The organism is Eikenella sp. NML120348 (genome assembly GCF_001648435.1).
GTDB classification, from domain to species: Bacteria; Pseudomonadota; Gammaproteobacteria; order Burkholderiales; family Neisseriaceae; genus Eikenella; species Eikenella exigua.
In genome coordinates this window covers 543,217-561,090 of the sequence record NZ_LXSP01000001.1, presented here as the reverse complement: position 1 = coordinate 561,090, position 17,874 = coordinate 543,217, and the positions used below count along the sequence as shown (strand labels likewise).

General features: G+C 57.7%; 19 protein-coding genes. 10 read left to right on the top strand and 9 right to left on the bottom strand.

Features of this window, described 5'->3' with window-relative positions; all coding sequences use genetic code 11:
• The first annotated feature begins 334 nt into the window (after positions 1 to 334).
• Both A7P99_RS02660 and radA read left to right on the top strand, forming a co-directional pair.
• Complete coding sequence (locus A7P99_RS02660) at positions 335 to 946, top strand: class I SAM-dependent methyltransferase (protein WP_067447138.1); 612 nt, start codon at positions 335 to 337, stop codon at positions 944 to 946.
• 69 nt (positions 947 to 1,015) lie between these two features.
• Positions 1,016 to 2,395 carry a DNA repair protein RadA gene (gene radA, locus A7P99_RS02655; RefSeq protein ID WP_067686428.1) on the top strand — a complete coding sequence of 460 codons (1,380 nt, stop codon included), beginning with the start codon at positions 1,016 to 1,018 and terminating at the stop codon, positions 2,393 to 2,395.
• A gap of 242 nt (positions 2,396 to 2,637) precedes the next feature.
• Here the strand turns inward: radA and gloA are convergent, their stop codons facing one another.
• The gene (gene gloA / locus A7P99_RS02650; RefSeq protein WP_067527965.1) at positions 2,638 to 3,033 is read right to left on the bottom strand and encodes a lactoylglutathione lyase; all 396 of its coding nucleotides are present in this window, start codon (positions 3,031 to 3,033) and stop codon (positions 2,638 to 2,640) included.
• Between the two features lie 209 nt (positions 3,034 to 3,242).
• Here gloA and A7P99_RS02645 point away from each other — a divergent pair, with 209 nt between their 5' ends.
• Together A7P99_RS02645 and A7P99_RS02640 are read left to right on the top strand one after the other, a co-directional pair.
• Complete coding sequence (locus A7P99_RS02645; RefSeq protein ID WP_067527780.1) at positions 3,243 to 3,953, top strand: YafY family protein; 711 nt, start codon at positions 3,243 to 3,245, stop codon at positions 3,951 to 3,953.
• 119 nt (positions 3,954 to 4,072) lie between these two features.
• The gene (locus tag A7P99_RS02640; protein WP_067527778.1) at positions 4,073 to 4,666 is read left to right on the top strand and encodes a glutathione S-transferase family protein; all 594 of its coding nucleotides are present in this window, start codon (positions 4,073 to 4,075) and stop codon (positions 4,664 to 4,666) included.
• A 66-nt stretch (positions 4,667 to 4,732) separates the two neighbouring features.
• Here A7P99_RS02640 and A7P99_RS02635 read toward each other — a convergent pair whose 3' ends face one another.
• Positions 4,733 to 5,395 (bottom strand): peptidoglycan DD-metalloendopeptidase family protein, encoded by a 663-nt coding sequence (locus A7P99_RS02635; RefSeq protein ID WP_067447132.1) that lies wholly within the window; start codon positions 5,393 to 5,395, stop codon positions 4,733 to 4,735.
• Between the two features lie 219 nt (positions 5,396 to 5,614).
• On the opposite strand from A7P99_RS02635, the gene A7P99_RS02630 reads away from it, so the two are divergent.
• The 5 genes from A7P99_RS02630 to A7P99_RS02600 all read left to right on the top strand — a co-directional run bounded on the left by A7P99_RS02630 (position 5,615) and on the right by A7P99_RS02600 (position 10,072).
• Positions 5,615 to 6,244: a DJ-1/PfpI family protein gene (locus A7P99_RS02630; RefSeq protein ID WP_067447130.1), complete on the top strand. Its 630-nt coding sequence runs from the start codon at positions 5,615 to 5,617 to the stop codon at positions 6,242 to 6,244.
• 377 nt (positions 6,245 to 6,621) lie between these two features.
• The gene (locus A7P99_RS02620) at positions 6,622 to 7,098 is read left to right on the top strand and encodes an FxsA family protein (RefSeq protein WP_067527776.1); all 477 of its coding nucleotides are present in this window, start codon (positions 6,622 to 6,624) and stop codon (positions 7,096 to 7,098) included.
• Between the two features lie 114 nt (positions 7,099 to 7,212).
• The gene (murI, locus tag A7P99_RS02615; RefSeq protein WP_003821951.1) at positions 7,213 to 8,028 is read left to right on the top strand and encodes a glutamate racemase; all 816 of its coding nucleotides are present in this window, start codon (positions 7,213 to 7,215) and stop codon (positions 8,026 to 8,028) included.
• A 639-nt stretch (positions 8,029 to 8,667) separates the two neighbouring features.
• The gene (purN, locus tag A7P99_RS02605; RefSeq protein ID WP_067686418.1) at positions 8,668 to 9,288 is read left to right on the top strand and encodes a phosphoribosylglycinamide formyltransferase; all 621 of its coding nucleotides are present in this window, start codon (positions 8,668 to 8,670) and stop codon (positions 9,286 to 9,288) included.
• A 166-nt stretch (positions 9,289 to 9,454) separates the two neighbouring features.
• Positions 9,455 to 10,072: a DUF4189 domain-containing protein gene (locus A7P99_RS02600; RefSeq protein ID WP_067686410.1), complete on the top strand. Its 618-nt coding sequence runs from the start codon at positions 9,455 to 9,457 to the stop codon at positions 10,070 to 10,072.
• 113 nt (positions 10,073 to 10,185) lie between these two features.
• On the opposite strand, the gene A7P99_RS02595 is transcribed toward A7P99_RS02600, so the two are convergent.
• The 7 genes from A7P99_RS02595 to argH form a co-directional block, all read right to left on the bottom strand.
• On the bottom strand, positions 10,186 to 11,073 hold the full coding sequence (locus tag A7P99_RS02595; protein WP_067686402.1) for a lipid A biosynthesis lauroyl acyltransferase: 888 nt from the start codon (positions 11,071 to 11,073) through the stop codon (positions 10,186 to 10,188).
• A 133-nt stretch (positions 11,074 to 11,206) separates the two neighbouring features.
• Positions 11,207 to 12,001, bottom strand: coding sequence for a serine O-acetyltransferase (gene cysE / locus A7P99_RS02590; RefSeq protein ID WP_067439621.1), 795 nt, complete (start codon positions 11,999 to 12,001; stop codon positions 11,207 to 11,209).
• Positions 12,002 to 12,086: 85 nt separating this feature from the next.
• Positions 12,087 to 12,359 carry a hypothetical protein gene (locus tag A7P99_RS02585; protein ID WP_156499665.1) on the bottom strand — a complete coding sequence of 91 codons (273 nt, stop codon included), beginning with the start codon at positions 12,357 to 12,359 and terminating at the stop codon, positions 12,087 to 12,089.
• Between the two features lie 120 nt (positions 12,360 to 12,479).
• Complete coding sequence (gene rho / locus A7P99_RS02580; protein WP_067447115.1) at positions 12,480 to 13,739, bottom strand: transcription termination factor Rho; 1,260 nt, start codon at positions 13,737 to 13,739, stop codon at positions 12,480 to 12,482.
• A gap of 253 nt (positions 13,740 to 13,992) precedes the next feature.
• A complete protein-coding gene (gene trxA, locus A7P99_RS02575; protein ID WP_067439738.1) occupies positions 13,993 to 14,319 on the bottom strand; it encodes a thioredoxin TrxA in 327 nt (108 codons plus the stop codon).
• 273 nt (positions 14,320 to 14,592) lie between these two features.
• Positions 14,593 to 14,802 (bottom strand): DUF2788 domain-containing protein, encoded by a 210-nt coding sequence (locus A7P99_RS02570; protein WP_067686386.1) that lies wholly within the window; start codon positions 14,800 to 14,802, stop codon positions 14,593 to 14,595.
• 105 nt (positions 14,803 to 14,907) lie between these two features.
• A complete protein-coding gene (gene argH / locus A7P99_RS02565) occupies positions 14,908 to 16,296 on the bottom strand; it encodes an argininosuccinate lyase (RefSeq protein WP_067527766.1) in 1,389 nt (462 codons plus the stop codon).
• 212 nt (positions 16,297 to 16,508) lie between these two features.
• On the opposite strand from argH, the gene A7P99_RS02560 reads away from it, so the two are divergent.
• Positions 16,509 to 17,639 (top strand): anhydro-N-acetylmuramic acid kinase, encoded by a 1,131-nt coding sequence (locus A7P99_RS02560; protein ID WP_067686381.1) that lies wholly within the window; start codon positions 16,509 to 16,511, stop codon positions 17,637 to 17,639.
• Positions 17,640 to 17,874 lie beyond the last annotated feature (235 nt).

Sequence of the window (17,874 nt, the reverse complement as noted above, 5' to 3'; positions counted from 1 at the left end):
TGAATACTCTCTTTACTTTTGAAGCCAATCCGTATCACACATGGCAACGGATTGGCCGAAAATTGGGAAGTGGACAGTTTGCCGATATATCAGGCAGAGCGGCATTATTGCCAGTTCGGCATAAAAAAACAAGCCTCACATCGCCGCAGCCGTGCCATTACCTAGGGTCGCAGCAGTATTCGCGGCAGAACTTTTCCCTTGTCGGGCCAACCGCCGCGCAAAGGGTTTGCTACAATCCGTCTGCCCGAATACGCAAAGGTTACCTGAAAACAAATTGTCTGCCCCTATTTTCAGGTAGCCCCAACCCATATCAAGGCTACCTGAAAATCCCACCATGCTCCGCACCCTCAAAACTATCTGGCACGGCCTCACCGCCAAAGGCGCACTCTTCCCCCACCAGCTCGCCTTCACCCTGCTCATCCCCCTGCGCAACTGGGCACTTTCCCCCGCTGAGCTGGTGCGCCGGCTCGAGTTGCAGCCGCAACAGCGTATTCTCGAAGTAGGCTGCGGGCCGGGCTATTTCAGCCCCGTACTCGCTCGCGCCGTGCCGCAGGGCAGCTTGGTGTTGGCCGACATTCAGCCCGAAATGCTGGCCAAAGCCCGGCGTCGGTTGGAAAAACGCCATATCGCCAATGCCGAATACCACCTGTGCAGCGGCAGCAGCTTCCCCTTTGCCAGCGGCTCATTTCACCGTATCGTGCTGGTAACCGTTTTAGGAGAGGTGGCCGACCAAGCGGCCTACCTCGCCGAATTCCACCGCCTGCTCGCTCCAGACGGGCTGCTGTCCATTTCTGAAGCCGCCGGAGATGCGGATAAACTCAGCTGTACCGAGCTTATCCAATTGCTCGAGCAATACGGCTTCACCCCTGTGCAACAGTTCGGCAACGAGCGCAACTACACGCTGAATTTCAGCAAAACAGATTTGAGCTTGGTAGAAACCTGCTAAGCTTTCAGGTAGCCCCAACCAATAGCTAAAAGGCTACCTGAAAATAAAAGATACAAGGAAAACAATACTATGGCCAAAGCCCCCCAAACCCTCTACACCTGCACCGAATGTGGCGGCACCGTGCCCAAGTGGCAGGGCAAATGCCCGCACTGCGGCGAGTGGAACACCTTACAGGAAGGCATCGCTGCGCCGGAGCCGAAGAATGCCCGTTTCCAATCGTGGGCGGCGGACACCACGCAAGTGCAGGAACTCTCCAAAGTTACCGCCGCCGAAGTGCCGCGCGAGCCCACCGGCATGGGCGAACTCGACCGCGTGCTCGGCGGCGGGCTGGTGGACGGCGCGGTGATTTTGTTGGGCGGTGACCCAGGCATCGGCAAGTCTACGCTGCTACTGCAAACCGTTGCCCTGATGGCGAAAAAACGCAAAGTGCTGTACGTGTCGGGCGAAGAATCGGCGCAACAGGTCGCCCTGCGCGCGCAGCGGCTGGGGCTGGATGCGGACGGCGTGCATTTGCTGGCGGAAATCCGCTTGGAAGCAGTGCAGGCTGCTTTGAAGCAGCACCAGCCCGCCGTGGTCGTCATCGACTCGATTCAAACCATGTATTCCGACCAGATTACCTCCGCGCCCGGCTCCGTGTCGCAGGTGCGCGAGTGCGCCGCCCAGTTCACGCGCATGGCCAAGCAGATGGGCATCGCCATGATTTTTGTCGGCCACGTCACCAAAGACGGCGCGATTGCCGGCCCGCGCGTGCTCGAACACATGGTGGATACCGTGCTGTATTTTGAAGGCGACCAGCATTCCAACTACCGCATGATTCGCGCCATCAAAAACCGCTTCGGCGCGGCCAACGAGCTGGGCGTGTTCGCCATGCTGGAAAACGGCCTCAAAGGCGTGTCCAACCCCTCTGCCATCTTCCTCGCCAGCTACCGCGACGACGTGGCCGGCTCGTGCGTGCTGGTGACGCAGGAAGGCAGCCGCCCGCTGCTGGTGGAAATCCAAGCGCTGGTGGACGACGCGCACGGCTTCACGCCCAAACGGCTCACCGTCGGCCTCGAGCAAAACCGCCTTGCCATGCTGCTGGCCGTGCTCAACCGCCATGCCGGCATCGCCTGCTTCGACCAAGACGTGTTCATCAACGCGGTGGGCGGCGTGAAAATCAGCGAGCCGGCAGCGGATTTGGCGGTGATTCTGGCGATGGTGTCCAGCTTCCGCAACAAACCGCTGCCGGAAAAAATGGTGGCCTTCGGCGAAGTGGGATTAAGCGGCGAAGTGCGCCCCGTGGCACGCGGGCAGGAGCGGCTGAAAGAAGCGGAAAAACTCGGCTTCAAACGCGCCATCGTGCCCAAAGCCAACCTGCCGCGCAGCAAAAAAGAATTCCCCGGCCTGGAAATCTTCGGCGTGGAACGGCTGGACGAGGCGGTGAGATTGTGCAGGGATTTGGCGGAGTAGGGTGCAGGCTGCCTAAGAAATAGAGATATAGCAGATTCACTTAACTTCCGATACGGCGTTGTCTTGCCTTGCCTCCTTTCTGTACTGTCTGCGGCTCGCTGCTTTGTATTGAAATTTAATTGAATCTACTATGGGATGGGCAATTGCTGCCTGCGTGTTTGGTGTTTTTACGGCCGTCTGAAACCGATCATTGAAAAGGCTACCTGAAAAATTCAGGTAGCCTTTATTGTTTTCCTATTGCCTTAATCTTCACGGCCGTGTTTTTGGATGAATTCGATTTTGTAGCCGTCCGGGTCTTCCACGAAGGCGATAACGGTGTTGCCGTGTTTCATCGGGCCGGCTTCGCGCACCACTTTGCCGCCTTTGGCGCGCACGGCATCACAGGTGGCGTAGGCGTCTTCCACTTCGATGGCGATGTGGCCGTAGGCGTTGCCGATATCGTAGCTGGCGGTATCCCAGTTGTGGGTGAGTTCGAGCACGGCGGTTTCGTCTTCGCTGCCGTAGCCGACGAAAGCGAGGGTGAAGCGGCCTTCGGGGTAGTCTTTGCGGCGCAGGAGCTTCATGCCGAGCACTTCTTGGTAGAAGGCGAGGGAGGCTTCGAGGTTGCCGACGCGCAGCATGGTGTGGAGGAGTCGCATGGTTTGTCCTTGGTAGGTGTTGGCTAGGGAAGCGGATTGTAGCAGGTTCACGGCGGGCTGCGGAGCTTGAGGTTGCCTGAAATGACGGAGCCTGATTTCATATAGCCTCTTGCCGCGATTGTTTGCAAACGCGGTATCATCTCTATTATTTTCAGGTAACCTCCAATTCAAGCCGTCAGGTTACCTGAAAACTCATCCGGAGACTCATCATGCCCAGCCGTACCGACCGCCTGCTCAAACTCTTGCAGCTTCTGCGTGCCAGCCGCCATCCGAAAAGTGCGCGGCTGCTGGCGCAGGAGTTGGGTATCAGTGTGCGCTCGGTGTATCGCGATATCGATACCTTGCGCGGGCAGGGCGCGGTGATTGGTGGGGAAGCGGGTGTAGGCTTTGTGTTGCAGCAAGATTGCAATCTACCGCCGCTGATGTTTAGCGAAAACGAGCTGGAAGCGCTGATGCTGGGCATGCGTTGGGCGGCGGTGCATGCCGATGGCGAAATGGCCGAGGCAGCGCGCTCGGTGCTGGGCAAGGTACACGCAGTGTTGCCGGCGCGCCTGGCCGAGCAGGCGGCGGCGCATGCGGTGTATCCGATGGGCGGCACGGCGTATGGGAGCGGCGAAGCACAGGTGTTGGCGCTGGTGCGGCAGGCTTTGCGGCAGGAAACGGCGCTCAGCTTCAGCTATACGGATTTGCGCGGGCAGGCCAGCAGGCGCACGGTGTGGCCGGTGGCGCTGGGCTATTTGGATGAAGTGCGGCTGTTGGCGGCCTGGTGCACATTGCGGCAGGCATTCCGCCATTTCCGCTGCGACCGCATCAAGCAAGCCCAAATTGGTGCGGCCTATCCCATGCCGCACCGCCTGCTGCTGCAATGCTGGCGGCAGCAGGAAGGGTTGGATTTGAGCGCGTTTGATTTGAGCCGCTAGTGTTGATTTCGTTTCAGCTATAGCTTTGGCTGCTGACAAAAACTGACACAGCAATAGAGTATCATGGCTGCACTTCAGGCTACCTGAAAACACAATCAATTGTTTTAAAATGAAATATCATGAACAAAATCACCCTTTATACCGTGCATCCTTCGCGCGGCAACAATGTGCGCTGGATGCTGGTCGAATGCGGTGCAGATTACGACACCGTGGCGCTGGATTACCCGCAGCTCAAAGAGACAGACTATTTGGCCATCAATCCGATGGGCAAAGTGCCCGCCATCGCGCATGCCGGGCAAGTGATTACCGAGTTGCCCGCCATCCTCACCTATCTGGCCGAGCTTTTCCCCGAAAAACGGCTGATCCCTGCCGCGGGTACGCCGGAGCGTGGGCAATACTACCGCTGGCTGTGGTTTGGCACGCAGCTTGAATACGCCATTCTCGACCGCTGGCAGCAAGTGCCGCAGAGCGAAGATCGGCGCCGCGCTATCGGCTATGGCGATTTCGACACTGCGCTGCACACCCTGCAAACCCTGCTGGCCGACGGCCGCGAATACGCCGTGGGGCAGCACTTTAGCGCGCTTGATTTATACTTGAGCGGCCTCTTGGCCTGGGGCATGTTCCGCACCCAAGTGGTGCCAAACGTTGAGCCGTTTGCAAGCTATATGCAGCGTCATCTGCAACGGCCGGCAGCGCAGGCGGCTCAGGAGTAGGGCGCAGATGTGAAAAAGGCTACCTGAAGGCGTACACTTTCAGGTAGCCTTTCATGTGTCAAACGTTTATTTCGGCAGGTAATCCATCGGATTGACGGCTCGGTTGTTGACGCGCACTTCGAAGTGCAGTTTCACGCGGTCGGTGCCGCTGCTGCCCATGGTGGCGATGGTTTGCCCGGCGGACACCTGTTGGCCTTCGCGCACACTGATTTGGCTGTTGTGCGCATAGGCGGTGAGCATGCCGCCGGTGTGGTTGATGAGGATGAGCTTGCCGTAGCCGCGGATGCCTTCGCCCACGTAACTCACGCGGCCGGGGGCGGCGGCTTTCACAGGGGTACCGGCGCTGCCGGCGATGTCGATGCCTTTGCTGGAAGAACCGTTAAACTGGGTGATGATTTCGCCGCGAGCTGGCCATTGCAGGCTGCTGGGCGCGGCGCTGGGGCGTTCGGCCGGGGTGCGCGTTACTGTGCGGTTGGTGGTATTGCTGGCGGATGTGCTGCGGTTGTTGCCGCTGCCCACGCGCAATCGTTGGCCCACTTCGAGCTGGGAAGGGTTTTTCAGGTTGTTCCAAGCCATCAGGCGGGAGACGGGCTGGTTGAAGCGTCGGCTGATGCGGTAGAGCGTGTCGCCGCGCTGCACGCGGTAGTATCGATTGCCGGAGGATGTACCGGCGCAGGCGGCCAGGAAGGCAGTGCATAAGAGGGCGGTGCAGGCGGGGGAGAATTTCATGAAGCGCTCCGTGTAATGGGGCAGCTGGGCTACCTGAAAAATGAATAGAGACAGCGGGTGTGAACCAAGCAAACTTGCCGTGTGCTCAAGTGCGCTACAAAGAAAGTGCTTTTATCATACTATAGGAAACGGCAGGTAAACAAACCGGCCGGTCGGGCAGCGTTGGCGCGAACAGGGTATGATGTGGTTGTTTGCGAACCATAGCGCGAGGAGATGACTATGCCTTCTGCATTCAATCCGCAGGCCGCAACCGATATTTATTGCCTGCTGTTTGAGCAATATGAAACGTTAGATTTGATGGGTCCGGTGGAGTTTTTGTTCCGCCTGCCGCAAACTAGGCTGCATTATGTGTCGCAGAGCGGCGGTATGGTGGTTAGCCGGCAGGGTTTTACCGTGCAAACACAGCGGCTGTATAGGCTACCTGAAAATAGTATCTTACTGGTGCCGGGCGGGCAGGGCACACGGCCGCTGGCGCAAGATACGGCTTTTCTGCGTGATTTGGGCGCGTGGCTGGAGCAGGCTGCCTGTTGTTTGTCGGTGTGCACCGGCGCAGCGCTGCTGGCGGCCAGCGGCCGGCTGGACGGCTTGCCCGCCACATCCAACAAACAGGCTTTTGATTGGGTGCGCAGCGTTGGCGGGATGGTGGATTGGCAGCCATCGGCGCGTTGGGTGGTCGCCGGGCGGTTTTACACTTCTTCCGGTGTGTCGGCAGGGATGGACATGACGCTGGGCTTCATCGCCGATCACTATGGCCTCGCGCAGGCTGAGGCGATTGCTACACATTGCGAATATATTTGGCACGATAACCCAGCAGACGACCCATTTGCGGTTTCTGCTTTAACTTCGTAGAAGCTGTGCTTCGCTATGTTTTACCTTCGCTGAAGCTGACCCTTCAGGTAGCCTTTGAATGCGGCGGGCTTGGGCAAACTTTGCAGAATGCCCGCTTGATTTTATGTACGGCGGGCAGTTCGTAATACAGGGCGGCGGTGTGGCGGCTTTTGGCGGCTTCGTGCCATTGCTGGTAGATTTATTCGGCGGTCATGATGTTTCCCAGTGTTGGATGCAAAAACCGAATGCTACGCTGCTTGCTGAAGCTTGTAGGCTACCTGAAAAAGAGTGGAGCGAATTTCGCTAAAATAGGCGAAGCGAATTTCGTTAAAACGATGCTTTGGTGTTGAGTTTCTGCGAAGCTAAAAGACATTTCTTTGTTTGAAAAGGAAAAAACGATGCGTTACTTTGGAATTTGGCTCTTGCTGCTGGCGGGGGCGGAAGCGGCCTCGATTGTGATGGTGGCCGACCGGCTTGGCGGTTTGCCCACGCTTTTGCTGATGGTGTTGTCGTTTATGGCCGGCATGGTGATGCTGCGCAACCTCGGTTTTTCTTCGGTGATGCTGGCCGGCTCGCTGTTTAATAACCGTGGCGAGGTGTCGTTTTACCAATTGCTATGGCCGCTGCGCTATATTGTGGCGGCGCTGCTGTTGATGTCGCCCGGTTTTGTGTCCACCGTTTTGGCCTTGGTGCTTCTGTTGCCGATTAAGGGTGGCCCGGCGGCGGTGCGGCCAAACCAAACGGGGCAGAATTACCGTGCTTCGGGTTATCAGGCAGACGGCGACATCATCGACGGCGAGTTTGAAACCGTGCGCCCGCAAGAGGAGCGCGAAGCAACCCGCCTGCTGGAGCAGCACGATCACGAGCCGCAATAAGGCTGATTCACCTCAAAAGGCTACCTGAAAATCGATACAAAGATTTCAGGTAGCCTTTCCCTTATCCGCCGCGCGTGTACAATACGCCTTTTCCCGCAACAGCAAACCAGCAACATGAAACCGAACAGCCTCACGCAGCGCCCCATCGGCGTATTCGATTCCGGCGTCGGCGGGCTCACCGTGGTGCGCGCGCTGATGGAGCGGCTGCCCAATGAAAACATCGTTTATTTCGGCGATACCGCCCGCGTGCCCTATGGCGTGAAATCGCGCAGCACCATCGAAACCTACACCGCGCAAATCGTTGAATTCTTAATGCAGCACGACGTAAAAGCGCTGGTGATTGCCTGCAATACCATCGCCGCCGTGGCTGGTGCCAAAGTGCGGCAAACCGCCGGCGGTATGCCCGTGCTCGACGTGATTGCCGCCGGTGCGCAAGCCGCGCTGGCTACCAGTCGCAACGGCCGCATCGGCATCATCGCCACGTCCACCACCGTCAATTCCAACGCCTATGCCCGCGCCATCCACGCGCAAAACCCGCAGGCGCGCGTGCCCTCCCAGGCCTGCCCGCTGCTGGTGCCGCTGGTGGAAGAAGGCTGGCTCGAGCACGAAGTTACCCGTCTCACCGTGCGCGAATACCTCAAGCCGCTGCTCGCCGAAGACATCGACACCCTCGTGCTCGGCTGCACCCACTACCCCCTGCTCAAACCCCTGCTGCAAAGCGAAGCCCCGCATCTGGCGCTGGTGGATTCTGCGCTCACCACCGCTGAAGCCACTGCTGCCGCCTTGGCCGAAGCCGGTCTGCTCAACCCCAGCCAAACTCCCGCCGACTACCACTTCTATGTGAGCGATATCCCTCTGCGCTTCCAAACCATCGGCGAACGCTTCCTCGGCCGCAGCCTCGAGCAGATTGAAATGATGCGGCTGGGCTGAGATATTCAAATATTTTCAGGTAGCCTGAGTAACACCACAGGCTACCTGAAAAAGTGCAAGCTATTATTTATACGGTATCAATTGGGTTCAGGCAACTGCTTTGGATTTCAGGTAGCCTTTGCCATGTGTGTCCTGTTCCCCTTTGCGCCTCATGCCGGCGCGGGGCACCCGTTTAGCTGCGCAAAAACAAGCTCTCTTGCAGAGGTCTTGTTTTAACTTTGTTAAAACGAACCCTTCTAACCAAGGTTTCGTTTTTACTCCGCAGAAACTCGTCCTCCTTCGGAGACCTCGTTTTCTTTGCTTCGCCAAAGAAAAGGAAGCAAAAGAAAGGCGACTGCGGGGTTGCAGGTTTGGCTTCGCCAAACTTCCCTCACTCCGCGCGGTTTTTCGGGCGCAAAGAGAAATTGGATTAGCTGCAACTTGCGGCTAGGCCGCTTCGAGCATGCAAGCCATTGCTCCCCGAAAAACCGCGCTCCGTTCGGCTGCGCCAGCAGGGAGCGGCACAGCCCAGCCGATTGCATCAAATGTTTCGTTCCTGACTTTAAAAGAGGTTATTTTTTATTAGTTGGTTATACGATATTTGTATACGCAAGAGGCTACCTGAAAAATATTCCCCACCACTTTTCAAATGATTACACCATGACCAAAACCGTCATCCTCATTTCCGGCCGCGGCAGCAATATGCAGGCTGTGGTACAAGCCAATATCCCCAATCTGCACATCGCCGCCGTGCTCTCCGACAACCCACAAGCCCCCGGCCTGGCCTGGGCGGCAGAGCAGGGCATCCACACCGCCGCCTTCAGCCCCAAAGACTACCCCAGCCGCGCCGACTTCAACCAAGCCATGCTCGAGATGGTGGCCGGCCACGCGCCCGACCTTGTGCTGCTCGCCGGCTACATGCGCATTCTCCCGCCCGAGTTTTGCAGCCGCTTTGCCAATCAAACCATCAACATCCATCCCTCCCTGTTGCCCGCCTTTCCCGGCCTGCACACCCACCAACGCGCCATCGACGAAGGCTGCTGCCTCGCCGGCTGCACCGTGCACTTCGTAACCGATAAGCTCGATTGCGGCCCCATCATCGCCCAAGGCGCCGTGCCCGTGTACGATACCGACACTGCCGATACCTTGGCCGCACGCGTACTGAAAATCGAGCACCAACTGCTGCCGCAAGCCGTGGCCGACTTTGCTGCCGGCAATCTGAGCATCCGCGGCAAACGGGTGCATAACCGGCGCACCGCGGGCGAAGCCGGGCAAGATTGAGCGTATGGCAAGCAGGGGCAACTTATATTGTCTACATCAAAATGTTTTGTTTATCTTTTTCAGGTAGCCTTCAAGCAGCGGGATAGATGTTTACAATATCTTGTATTTTGTTACAATCCGATTATCGGCAATACCCTTATTCCCCTTTCCAAACAGGAGCGGCAAGATGAAGCAAACCATGATGAACACGGCAGCGGGCGTATTGGCGGCAGTGCTATTGGGCAGTGCGGGCTTGGCCTGGGCAGATGGTTTCGACCCGTGGCTGGCAGACGGGCTGAACAAGCAAATCCAGCAGAACCGCGAAGCACAACAACAGCCAACCTACCACGGCCCCACCGCCGCCGAAATACGCGCCTGGCAGCAGCGCGAGGCGGAGGTGCAAGCACGTATCGCCCATTTCCGCGCCACGCCGTATTGGATGGCCATCGGCTGGGATCCGGTAAACAAAGGCCTGCTTTGGCCGGGCGGCTACCGTTCGGAACAGCGGGCGATTGAGGCCGTGCAGCAAAATTGCCGCTCATCCCGTTGTGAAATCTTGGCTACCTTTGCCAATAGTTGTGCCGTACTGGTTATGGCCACTGAAAGGCCGCAGAGCAGGCGGGATATCTTTGTCGGTATCGACAGGGATGATAGGAGAGCCGCAGTTAAAGCCAGACAAGCCTGTACGGCGGCACGCGGAGAAGGCGATGACCGCTGCTTTTATTCCGAAATCAAAACCGGTAAGGGCGCAGAAGGCACGGCTTTCTGCGTGGGCTACGACCACAGCGTGTACGGGCAGGAATAAAACCTGCCGTTTGAGGCTGAAAAGGCTGCTTGAAAAGTATTTTCAGGTAGCCTTTTGGCTGGAATGGGCAGAAAACAGGTCGTTGGAAGATTGGTTTCCAACGGCCTGTATTGTTAGGCGCGGCCGGATTTGGCGTAGAAATCGGGGCTGCCTTCTGGGCGGGTTTTGAAGCGTTTGTGCAGCCAGAAATATTGCTCGGGCTGTTCGCGCACGCGTTCTTCGATGAAGTGGTTCATGCACTGTACGTCGGCTTGCACGTCTTCGCCGGGGAAGTTGTCCCAGGCGGGGTAGAAGCGCAGGGTAACGCGGCCATCGGGCTGGCGGGTGGGGATGGCTGGCACGACTTTGGCTTGGGTGAGGGCGGCGATGCGGGGGAGGCCGGCGATGGTGGCGGTGGGGATGCCGAAGAAGTCGGCGAAGATGGAGTCTTTGCGGCCGAAGTCTTGGTCGGGCAGGTAGAGGAAGGGGGCGGGGGCGGCGCGCAGGTGTTTGATGATGGCGCGTAGGCCTTCGGTGCGGCCGATGAGGAAGACGTTGTTGTAGCGGTGGCGGCCGCGCAGGATTTGCTGGTCGAGCACGGGGTTTTTCTGGTGGGAATACATGCTGGTGAGCGGCACGTCTTGGTTCAGCGCGTACACGGCGAGCTCGAAGGCGGTGAAGTGGGGATAGAGCAGGATGACTTTATTCCCGGCGGCGAGCTCGTTGTCGAGATGATGTTTGTCTTGGTAGCGGACGAGGGATTTGAGCCGTTCGGCGCTGCCATACCAATAGAGGCCGTATTCGAGGATGAGTTTGGCCATGTGGCGGAAGTGGCGTTTGAGCAGGGTTTTGCGCTGTTTCTCGCTCCATTCGGGGAAGCACAGGCGCAGGTTGATTTCGCCGATGCGGCGGCGGGGGACGACGGCATAATAGGCGAGACTGCCGATGGCGTCGGCCAGCTTTTGGATGGCGGCGAAGGGCAAAAGTTGGATGAGGTAAAGAAAGAAAAAGGCGACTTTCATGGGCGGGTGCAATCGGGCGGGTGGCGGGATTATACGGCGGCGGGCAGGCGGAAGGGCTACCTGAAATCATCTGCCGGCATGTTGGCCGGGCAGAAAGCTATGCTGTTTGTTTTCAGGTAGCCTTTATCTGCTATTACGCATCTAGGCTTTGATCCATATCGGCAGAGGGGCGCACGTTGCCTTGGCCGATCACGCGGGCGGGCACGCCGACTACGGTGCTGTGGGCGGGTACGTCGCTCACCACCACGCTGCCGGCGCCGACTTTGGCGCATTCGTTCACGCGGATGTTGCCGAGGATGGAGGCATTGGCGCCGATCATCACGCCGTCGCTGATTTTGGGGTGGCGGTCGCCGCATTCTTTGCCGGAGCCACCGAGGGTTACGCCGTGCAGGATGGAGATGTCGTTGCCTAAAACGGCGGTTTCGCCCACCACGAGGCCGGTGCCGTGGTCGACCATGATGCCGTGGCCGAAACGGGCGGCGGGGTGGATGTCGATGCCGAACACTTCGGAGGCGCGGTTTTGCAGGAAGTAGGCAAGGGTTTTGCGGCCGTGCTGCCACAACCAGTGGTTGATGCGGTGTGCCTGCACGGCGTGGAAGCCTTTGTAGTAGAGCAGCGGCAGGTAGTAGGCATCGCAGGCGGGGTCGCGTTCGTAGTAGGCGACGATGTCGGCCTGCATGGCTTTGGAGATGCGGGTGTCGCTGTCGAGCGCCTGGAAGAAGATTTCGTTGAGCGCGCGGCTGTCCATCACGGGGCTGGCGAGCTTGCTGGAAAGGTGGAAGGCGAGCACGCGGTCGATGCTGCTGTGGCGCAGCACGGTTTGGTGTAGGAAGCTGGCGAGCATAGGCTCGCTTTGGGCGGCTTGGGCGGTTTCGGTCAGGATGGTTTGCCACAGGGTGCGGCTGTCGGCGTAGTCGAGGGTGGTCATGTTTTCAGGTAGCCTTTAGGTGTAATGGCTATAGTTAAAATACTTTACTATCATTAGGATGCTGGCCTAAAGCCCATCCACTCATTTATTTGCAAAAGTTGAATTGAAGCGCATATTGCTCACAAGCAAAATTGGATTCCAGGCGATTTTTATTATTTTTGTTCTGTTCCCCTTTGCGCCTCATGCCGGCGCGGGGCACTTCCTTTTCTTTGCTTCGCCAAAGAAAAGGAAGCAAAAGAAAGGCGACTGCGGGCAGCGGCTTCGCCGCTTCGAACATGCAAGCCCTTGTTCCCCGAAAAACCACGCTCCGTTCGGCTGCGCCAGCAGAGAATGACTGCAACCTAACCATTTGCGCCAAAGATTCTGCATTTCGATTCTTGATAGATTTATTATGGTTTTCAGGTAGCCTCTAAGGCTACCTGAAAGTGCGGGTATCAACAAGGTAAGCTGGTGTTTTGGTGGAGCTGAGGCGGTAGGCTTATTTGCCGCGCATCAGCTCGAAAAACTCGTCGTTGTTTTTGCTGTCTTTAAGTTTGCCCACCAGGAATTCGGTAGCTTCGAGGTCGTCCATCGGGTGGAGGAATTTGCGCAGCAGCCACATGCGTTGCAGGCGGTCGTTGGAAACGAGCATTTCTTCACGGCGGGTACCGGATTTGTTGATGTTGATGGCAGGGAACACGCGTTTTTCGGCCATGCGGCGGTCGAGGTGCAGCTCCATGTTGCCGGTACCTTTGAATTCTTCAAAAATCACGTCGTCCATGCGGCTGCCGGTTTCCACCAGCGCGGTGGCGATGATGGTGAGCGAGCCGCCTTCTTCGATATTGCGGGCGGCGCCGAAGAAGCGTTTGGGGCGGTGCAGGGCGTTGGCGTCCATACCGCCGGTGAGGATTTTGCCGGAGGCGGGGGCAACGGTGTTGTAGGCGCGGGCAAGGCGGGTGATGGAATCGAGCAGGATGACTACGTCTTTTTTGTGCTCCACCATGCGCTTGGCTTTTTCAATCACCATTTCGGCTACCTGAACGTGGCGGGCAGCGGGCTCGTCGAAGGTGGAGGCCACCACTTCACCACGCACGGAGCGGGTCATTTCGGTTACTTCTTCGGGGCGCTCGTCGATCAGCAGCACAATCAGCACCACTTCGGGATAGTTGGCAGTAATGGCGTGGGCGATGTTTTGCAACATCACGGTTTTGCCGGTTTTGGGTGGCGCCACCAAAAGGGCGCGCTGACCCATGCCGATGGGGGAAACCAAATCGATGGCGCGGGCGGTGATGTTTTCTTCGGCCTTAATATCGCGTTCGAGCTTGATCGGACGGGTGGGGAAGAGGGGGGTGAGGTTTTCAAACAGGATTTTGTGTTTGCACACTTCGGGGTCGTCGCCGTTGATTTTATCGAGGCGCACGAGGGCGAAGTAGCGTTCGTTGTCTTTGGGTACGCGCACGCTGCCTTCGATGGTGTCGCCGGTGTGCAGGTTGAAGCGGCGGATTTGGTTGGGGGAAACGTAGATATCGTCGGGGCTGGCCAAATAGGAAGTGTCGGTGCTGCGCAAAAAGCCGAAGCCGTCGGGCAGGATTTCGAGCGTGCCGGAGCAGCTGAAGCTCTCGCCCTGTTTCATCATGTGGCGGACGATGGAAAACACCAAATCTTGTTTGCGCAGGCGGTTGGCATTTTCAATACCGTGTTGTTCGGCCATTTCCAGGAGTTTGGAAATGTGCTGGGTTTGTAGTTCGGAAACGTGCATAAGATTGTGTTTTGTGTTGAATAATGGATAAATTGATTAAATGAACGCGCGGTTCAGATAATGGGGGAGGGATGGGGGATATGTGTGGGGATGGGTTTGGAAGATTTAAGAGTTTTGGCTGTTGTAAGCCGGAGAATGGGGCTGCGCACCAAAAGTGAGGCGGACGCAAAATGGTGGCATTCTAGGGGATTGAGTGGGGCTTGTCAAGAAAAGCCACCGCCGGAAGATGCGGCGGTGGCGGAATAGGGCAGTATTACAGTGAAGCGTTCAAGAAATCGGTGAGCTGGCCTTTGCTCAGGGCGCCCACTTTGGTGGCCACGCGCTGGCCGCCGTTGAACACCATCAGGGTGGGAATGCCACGCACGCCGAATTGGGCGGGGGTTTGCTCGTTTTCGTCGATATTCATCTTCACTACTTGCAGCTTGCCTTGGAATTCTGCAGCGATGTCGTCCAGAATCGGGGCGATCATTTTGCAGGGGCCGCACCAAGGAGCCCAGAAGTCGAGCAATACAGGCAGCTCGGCTTTCAATACATCTTTTTCAAAGGCTGCATCGGAGGTGTGGATGATTTGGTTGCTCATGTTTTTTCCTTTCAGATAGGGATTTCGGATGGCAGGCAAGATACGGGTTTCGCCGCAAAATAACAAGACCGGCAGTGCATCGGCAATGGCAGTTATAGTTTCCAACAATGGCCGACAGATGGCGTTATTGAGGCTACCTGAAAATGTGCAGCCGTGGTTTTAACTTCGTTGAAGTTTCGTTTTCGCTTCGTAAAAACTCAGCTTCTGGCAGAAATTTCGTTTAGCTTCGCAGAAACTCGGCTTCCTTCAGAAACCTCGTTTTCAGGTAGCCTTTCAAACAGAGTGCTTCAAAATCAGATTCACCAACACTTCCTTCATCAAAAAGCCCATCATGCCCAAGCCAAGCACAAAAAACGGCATGGCCATGCTGAATTTGCTGGCGCCGGATTTTTTGCCCAAGTCCCAAATGATGAGGCCGATGAAGATAACCAGCACGCTGAGGCCAATTTTCATACCCCAAGCGGAGAGTTGGGCTTCGGTCATGATGTTTCCTTTTTAATTTTAATTAAGATGGTGTGAAGGGCGCATTATATCGCTAAAGTTTGTGCAAGGTAGCGGGGCGGCAACAGGCTACCTGAAAGATATGCATCATGCCTTTTCTTTCAGCAGCTCCCTCCAACGGGCTACCTGAAACTTCACCTGCTCCGGTGCGGTGCCGCCCAAGTGGTTGCGGGCGTTCAGGCTGCCTTCGGGGGTGAGCACTTGGTAAACGTCGTTTTCAATCAATGCGCTGAAGCCTTGCAGCACGGTGAGCGGCAGGTCTTCCAGCCCGCAGCCTGCTTGTTCGGCGTGGCGCACGGCTTGGGCGACGGCTTCGTGGCTGTCGCGGAAGGGCAGGCCTTTTTTGACCAGATAATCCGCCAAATCGGTGGCGGTGGCGAAGCCTTGCAGCACGGCGGCGCGCATGGCTTCGGGTTTCACGGTGATGCCGCGCATCATGTCGGCGTAAATCCGCAGCGTGTCGATGAGCGTGTCCACGGTGTCGAAGAGCGGCTCTTTGTCTTCCTGATTGTCTTTGTTGTACGCCAGCGGCTGGGATTTCATCAGCATAATCAGGCCGGTGAGGTGGCCGATGACGCGGCCGGATTTGCCGCGCACGAGTTCGGGCACGTCGGGATTTTTCTTCTGCGGCATGATGCTGGAACCGGTGCAGAAGCGGTCGGCGATGTCGATGAAGCCGAAACGCGGACTCATCCACAAAATCAGTTCTTCGGACAGGCGGCTCAAATGCACCATCACCAGCGAGGCGGCGGCGGTGAATTCGATGGCGAAGTCGCGGTCGGACACGGCGTCGAGCGAGTTTTGGCAGATTTGTTCGAAGCCTAGGAGTGCGGCGGTGGTTTCGCGGCGGACGGGGAAGGTGGTGCCGGCCAGTGCGGCGGCGCCCAGCGGCATGCGGTTGGTGCGGCGGCGGCAGTCGGCCATGCGTTCGTCGTCGCGGCCGAACATTTCCACATAGGCGAGCAGGTGGTGGCCGAAGCTGACGGGTTGGGCTACCTGAAGATGGGTGAAGCCGGGCATGATGGTGGCGGCGTTTTGTTCGGCCAAATCGAGCAGGGCAGCCTGCAAGTCTTTAATCAGGCGGCGGATGGTGGAGATTTCGTCGCGCAGCCACAGGCGGATGTCGGTGGCGACTTGGTCGTTGCGGCTGCGGCCGGTGTGCAGGCGTTTGCCGGCATCGCCGATTTTGTCGGTGAGGCGGCGTTCGATGTTCATGTGCACGTCTTCCAAATCGAGCGACCATTGCAGGCTGCCTGCTTCGATTTCGGCTTGAATTTCGGCCATGCCGCGCCGGATGTCGGCCAAATCTTGCGCGGAGAGTACGCCGGCTTCATGCAGCATCTGCGCGTGCGCGAGCGAGCCTTGGATGTCGTGGCGGGCGAGGCGTTGGTCGAAGTTGATGGAGGCGGTGTATTGTTTGACGAGTTCGGACACGGGCTCGTTGAAACGGCCGGACCAGGTTTTTTGGTGGGTCATGTAAAATTATCCTTTTTCAGAATTGCATCAATTTTAAATATTTCAAATTAAGAGATTATGACCGGGTTGGTTTATTTTTAGGTAGACTCCCGTGCGGATAGAGGCTACCTGAAAGCAGTACGGGCATTATAGTCCAATCCTCCAATGGGGCTACCTGAAAACAGCTGCCGTTCGCTATATAATGCCGCCGTCTTTCCCACATAGTTTGCACCATGACCCAATACTATATCGGCCTGATGTCCGGCACCAGCATGGACGGCGTAGATGCCGTGCTGGCCGCCTTCGATGGCACCCAATGGCAGGGCGCATTCGGCCATTTTTCCGTACCTTACAGCGATGATTTGCGCCGCCGCCTGCTGGATTTGCAAAACCCCGGCGGCAACGAAATCCACCGCAGCGAAATGCTCGCGCAAGAGTTGGCCGCGCTCAACGCTCAAGCCGTGCACGGCCTGCTGGCGCAGCAAAAGCTTGCCCCGCGCGATATCGCCGCCATCGGCGCGCACGGCCAAACCGTGCGCCATGCCCCCGAACACGGCTACACCGTTCAGCTCCTCAACCTGCCGCTCTTGGCCGAGCTCACTGGTATCGATACCATCGGCGACTTCCGCCGCCGCGACATGGCCGGTGGCGGCCAAGGCGCGCCGCTCGTGCCCGCTTTCCATCAGGCCTTGTTCGGCAGCCCGGAGTATGGCCGCGTGGTGCTCAATATCGGCGGCATCGCCAACATCAGCGTGTTGCAACCGCATGCCGATGCCGGCGGCTTCGACACCGGCCCCGGCAATATGCTGGCCGATGCCTATATGCAGCACCGTTTCGGCCAAGCCTGCGACAGAGACGGTGCCCTTGCCCGCAGCGGCCGCGTTATCCCCGAACTGCTGCAAACCCTGCTGGCACACCCTTATTTCCACCGTACCCCGCCGAAAAGCACCGGCCGCGATTTGTTTTCCCTCGATTGGCTGCAAGGCTACCTGAAAAACAGCGAAACCGACGAATTATTGTCAGAAAACAGTTATGCCCCCGCCGATATCGTGCGCACCCTCAACGCCCTCACCGCACAAAGCATCGCCGACGCCATTGCCGCCCATGCCCCGGGTGTATGCGAAGTGTTTGCCTGCGGCGGCGGCGTGTTCAATCCCGTGCTGATAGCCGAGCTCTCCGATAGGCTCGCCCCGCTCGGTATCCGCACCGCCACCACCGACGAGCTGAACCTGCCGCCGCAATGGGTGGAAGCCGCCGCCTTCGCCTGGCTCGCCGCCTGCCGCGTGTGCCGCGAGCCGGGCAATCCCCACGCCGCCACCGGCGCGAAACAGCCCTATATCCTCGGCGCTTGGCATTGCGCGTGAGCCAGTGCAGACCATGCTGCCGGTAGGGAGGATCCCTGTTGTCTAGGCGCTTGAGTTAAAAGGCTACCTGAAATTTTCAGGTAGCCTTTTATTTATAGAGGATTAATACTTCAATACGGACAGTAAACCGCCGGCTGTGCAGCGATATGGCAAGTGTAGCCATGCTTTAGCAGAAGTGGAGAGGGTTTGTTATAGGCTGGGCATCTGCTACCCACGCATTTGTGTTCAAAGGCTA